This is a genomic window from Novacetimonas maltaceti (genome assembly GCF_002906255.1).
Classification (GTDB): Bacteria; Pseudomonadota; Alphaproteobacteria; order Acetobacterales; family Acetobacteraceae; genus Novacetimonas; species Novacetimonas maltaceti.
In genome coordinates this window covers 1-5,068 of the sequence record NZ_POTC01000094.1, presented here as the reverse complement: position 1 = coordinate 5,068, position 5,068 = coordinate 1, and the positions used below count along the sequence as shown (strand labels likewise).

Annotated in this window: 5 protein-coding genes; all 5 read right to left on the bottom strand. The window is 52.4% G+C overall.

Annotated elements, in window-relative coordinates; translation table 11 throughout:
- Positions 1-99 precede the first annotated feature (99 nt).
- Positions 100-375 carry a transglycosylase SLT domain-containing protein gene (locus KMAL_RS15920; RefSeq protein WP_239020185.1) on the bottom strand — a complete coding sequence of 92 codons (276 nt, stop codon included), beginning with the start codon at positions 373-375 and terminating at the stop codon, positions 100-102.
- A gap of 58 nt (positions 376-433) precedes the next feature.
- The gene (locus KMAL_RS15915) at positions 434-796 is read right to left on the bottom strand and encodes a hypothetical protein (protein WP_058989489.1); all 363 of its coding nucleotides are present in this window, start codon (positions 794-796) and stop codon (positions 434-436) included.
- A gap of 498 nt (positions 797-1,294) precedes the next feature.
- Entirely contained in the window at positions 1,295-1,864 is a 570-nt protein-coding gene (locus KMAL_RS15910; protein WP_110096463.1) for a recombinase family protein, read from the bottom strand.
- 1,207 nt (positions 1,865-3,071) lie between these two features.
- Positions 3,072-3,977, bottom strand: coding sequence for a replication protein RepA (locus tag KMAL_RS15900; protein WP_007284615.1), 906 nt, complete (start codon positions 3,975-3,977; stop codon positions 3,072-3,074).
- Between the two features lie 244 nt (positions 3,978-4,221).
- Positions 4,222-5,068 (bottom strand): hypothetical protein (locus KMAL_RS15895; protein ID WP_239020184.1); only part of this gene is annotated, 847 nt, incomplete at its 5' end.

Sequence of the window (5,068 nt, the reverse complement as noted above, 5' to 3'; positions counted from 1 at the left end):
GAGACAACTCCCAATCTGCTCAAAACGCAGACTGGACGCCATCGCAAAAACCGTCAATCAAATCGCCAAAACCCAGAAATTACCGGCCAAGCACATCAATCAAGGGTTCTTCGATCCCTCCAGGTTATGCGAATTGATCTGCATAAGCCCAAGATCGACCGAATGGCCGATCGAGATCAGTCGGCTTGCCAGTTCCGCAGCTTCGGCATCTGTTTCCAGATTGAACGCTTTTTTCGTGTTGTTATCGTGAACCAGAAATGGATCAAACCCTGATTCAGTCTGCGCAATCGAGGCCAAAGTAATAGGCGCGACATTCGGACCGCATTTCAGCGCGAGCTGTCCGAAATCCTTTATTGCCAAAGGCTGCGCGCACACTTCGCCCGCTGCGAGCGGCAACAATAACGCGGCAGCAGCAAAGTGTGCGGTTTTTAGATTACTCTTTGTCGCCTTCCGACGTGACCGTATCTGGGGGATGGTCGCCGAGATCTTCAGGAAGGACGCCCACGAACGTATGAAGCGCGTGGTCGCCAGACGGATAAATCGTGATCCGTCCGTCGTAACCGATGCTGCGGATGGTCTTATAGAGGCTGCCGAGATTCTTGTACGTTCGTACGCCTTCGGTCCGGAACCTGGAAAGAATCCTGAACGTGCGGCTTTGTGTCCAGTCCGTTCGGAAATAGACCACGAAGACCGATCCTTCATCGCTGTCCGGTCGTGCGACGATGAAAACGCCCAAGATTTTCCCGCCGTCCCGAAGTCCGGCTTTGATGTCTGCCAGCTCGAACGGTTCCAGCAAGTGACAATCCCCCTTCCTACAATAGCCTTCTCCTGAACGCGGAGAGGCCCAGCAGGAAAACAAACCGGGGCGTTAAGTTTTGGCAAGTCCGAAGAATTTCGCATGGCAAGGACGAAACCTCTCGTTTGAGACACCCGATCGTCAGCGATCTGACCGCATCGAAATATCTTGCCTTGTAGAAATATCGAATTTTTCTCACGATCCGCAACAAAAAAAGCCTTGGTCCGAGACGCCACTCAGGCTGATGAAATGATATCGAACAGCGGTAATCCGGGGAAATTCAGAACAAATTACGTTCGACTTCTGTCGAACATCACGGATTTGTGAAAAATGTAAAGAAAACGATCAGGCGAGAACGACGATATTTGTTACGTGGGATTTTAACTTTTTTTCGTGGCAAAAATCGTGCATGAAATGCCGTTCATGCTCAAAATAAATTTGTATCACTTTGTATATTCGTATGGGCACCATAAATACGATACATAGTGATACAAATAATTATTCCACTATTTTCTTGATGGTTCTATATACTGTTGGGCGAGAAATAGAGAATACATCTGATAAATCACTGATAGAATACTCACCAGTTTCGTGCATTCTGCGTAATTCTTGCTGCTGCCGCACGCTAAGTTTTGGCTTTTTGCCTTTTAATTTACCTTTTTGTTTGGCAATTAGCATGCCTTCGCGTGTTCGCTGTCGCACCAAATCGACTTCAAACTCGGCAAATGTTGCCAAGACGTTAAAGAACATCTTGCCCATTGGGTAGGTCGGATCATAGACGTTCGCACCAATCGCCAGCTTCGCCCCTTTGGAAGTCAGCATCTCCGCAATGCTTCGTGCATCGGGAACCGATCGGGCGAGACGATCGAGCTTCGGCACGACAAGCGTGTCACCTCGCCTTACCGCAGCCAGTGCCTGGTCAAGACCCGGCCGCTCCCGCTTCGTGCCAGAATATCCAAAATCGACATAGATGCGATCTTCATCCACCCCGAGCGCAGCGAGGGCAGCGCGTTGCGCGGCCAGGTCCTGTGTGTCCCGTGAACAACGAGCGTAACCGATCAGCATCATGTAACGTAAAGCCCCCCTCTATTGAGACGATCACCGTACCACCCTTATGAGACGAACTTTGTCTAGGGTTTTCGTTCCGCTGTCACGTCTTTTTAAAGTGTCCGTTTAACGATCGTCTTATGAGACACTATTTTTAAGAGGAGAACGGCATTGTCGTACCGGCCCGCCCTCACCCAGATTATTTCACCAGCCCATGCCGGCGCGGTCATAGTCCGTCGGTTCGTGGCTAATATCCTCGGGTGTCATGTCGATAACCCTCTAGACGGAGACGATCGTCTTGGTGGCCTCACTGTCCAGACGATGACCCGGCCTAGGGGGAGAGTATCCCGCGAAAAAACAGACTCGCATCAGAACGGCTTATAGGCCGGATATGACCATGTGCTGCTTCCTGGGCACTATCTGAGTAAGAAGATCATGAGGGCTCGTTTCCACCGCGGAACCCCGTTCGATCGCATACGATCAGCGAGCACCCGATCGGCCGCGAATGTGTTCTTGAACATCGGGGAGACAGCTAATCGCTTAGCGACAGCGGCTTTCTCGCGTCGCAGTCGTTTTCGCTCCCTGATAATCAGGATGTCTCTCAGAAAACCCATTCTTCGTTTCCTCCCAGGTCTGCGCATAGCGCCGCGCCGAAGGCGAGCGGCGCCCTCCCCTTAAATCTATCAAAAAAAATCTTATTGAAGTTGTCCGGTGGACTTGTGGTCAGAGCCGGAGCGTGTGGGCAGGTCGAAGAGCTGTCCACACGCTTCGAGCGTTCGCCCTTTGGCGACTGTCCACAAATCCACCGGAAAACCGCAGGCAACTACCGGAAAAACCTATCGGTTTATTTATCGGGAATCATACCGGTTTTAGGGGGGTGGTGATTGCACCGTCCTTACGGGTGGCGATTGCACCGTCTTTTGGGGTGGTGATTGCACCGCATCCGGGTGGCGATTGCACCGGGATAACTTTTTTATCCACAGAGGCGAGCCTTTCTCCAAAAAGGGTGGCGATTGCACCGTGTTTTTGGTGGCTGTGAGGCGGATAAAAGGGGTGGTGATTGCACCGTCTTTCCTGCGGAGATCCGCTTGGAAAAAGGGTGGCGATTGCACCGCACCGAGGATGTCGGAATCGCTCCCAAAAGGGTGGTGATTGCACCGTGATAAACCGGGAGACACGCTGTCCAAAGGGTGGTGATTGCACCGCCCATTATACCCGAATTTTTGAGTTAAGCCTCTGACCCAATTACTTTTTGAAAAGAGACAACGGTCTGTCGCGGGACAGGGGGTGGCGATGCGATCAGCCTCAGACCCGTTCGAACCTGTTCTAGCTTCGCATCCGGATAAACAGCCGAAACCTGTCGCAAGGCTATCAGGAATGCCTTCTTGAAATTCTTGTCGTCCGTGTATTCCTGCCCAAACTGTAGCCGAAGGTTGGACCAGGTGAGCCGTTCGCCAGATCCCCGCACGCGATGAAGCCGATGGGCAAGCCACGTATAGATGTCGAGTGCCAGTGCGGAATGCTGCAAGCCCTCAAGCGCACGAGGATCAAGGGGGACGGCGTTTTCTTTTAACTCGTGCCAGAATTTCTCGGACAGTTCGATTGTGCTGTCTTTAGCGAGGTTTTTGGTCCACGCATCGAATTCGTCTACCGGTCGGGCGTTCAGATTGCGCGACCCGTAACCGAGCTTCATTTCACAGGCGCACAAGGCGTTCATCTGTGCCCTGAATGCCTCACGGGATGGGCCGTTTTGGCTGATGTTCAGCCGTTTCATGAATTCGCTGATGGTCCGGCCGACCGCGACAGTGCGCGATTTGGTCCGGATGGCTTCGGTACTGATATGGAAGAGGGCCAGGCGCGGCTTTGTCCCATAAGGAACGAAGAGCTTTTCCCAATGACCGTCGTTGTACATTTCGCCGGCTGTAATGAGCAGGGACGCCTTGCCATTGTTTCGCTCGAAGCGCGTTTCCTTCGTCCTTTTGCGGGGGAGCCCGACTTGGCAGAGGACCGTGTGCATGAACTCAATGTCGTCAGGCGGTGTTGCCTGGATTTCGGCCGAGAGCTGGATGACGCGCGCGGTTGTCGGAGAAAGCACAAGCTCACTCTGTTCAGGCGGTGATTTGCGTTTGCTCATTCGTCCGATCCCTCTCTTCCCTGCTACGTTGTTCAGCATATTGCGTGTGACGCAAGGCTTGTTTGTCTGCTTGATGATTCTGATCTGACGTTATCGTTTCGGTGCAGGTGATGGAAACAGATTTTATTATTATTCATTTGCGGACAAACGAAAAAAACTTGCCACCATCCAATATGCGCGGGCCTGAGATCATATAGATTTTGCACAACAGATGTATTTGGTCTGAAGTGACAGGCGAACTGTTTCACGTATCGAGCTTCCCTAGAAGGGCTGCGTTCTCGATTTCTTTCAAAAGCGGATGCTCACCGCTTTCGATCGACTCCCGAATGTTCGATGCGCTCTTACTGTCAGAAATTTCTTCGTACAGATCCGTGCAGAGCTTTTTCCATCCCGGCCAGTAATTGCTCCGTGCGAACTCATTGGAATCCCAAATGTCTTCCCACCACGGCTGGGAGGGCAGGTCGTGAAGCAGTGCTGACGGGTTGTGCCAACCGTCCTGAAGCTGGCGGTAGGTGCGCTCGCTTGCGATGTGGCTCGTGATTGCGAGATCCGGGGCCAGATCGCACTCGCTGTAGACCTGATAAAGCAGGTGCCAGACCTGAGTAAGATTACGCAGGGAACTCCGACCGCCCCCGCCCGTGTCCTCGGATACAACGTAAGGCGTGCGGATAACCAGATCTTTGTCGGCCCACTGTTTCACCAGGAGCAATCCATCACGTTCGCCGGCGCATCGGATGAACCGTAGCCCCTGAAGGTGTGTTTTTAGGGTTTTGGCGTCTGCATCGAGCAGCCACAGGACCCCTTGACCGGCATTCTCTGGAATTCGGTCATACTCGCAAAGATATGGGGTGCCCTCGCCATAAGCCAGCCAGTCTGCCGATACCGAGCAGTAAGCGGCAATGGCCTTGAGTTGGGAAAGGCTGGGCTCAGCTATCCCCTCAATCCATTGTGCAACAGGCGTGACGTGGAGGGTTCTAAAAACCCCCTGGTTTTGAGGTCTTCTGTATGATTCTATTTCTTCTGCGTTGATTGAGGGAATGGCGATATGAAGCAGCCTGGTTTTTTTGATGTTGAAGAGCGGCTTTCCCGGT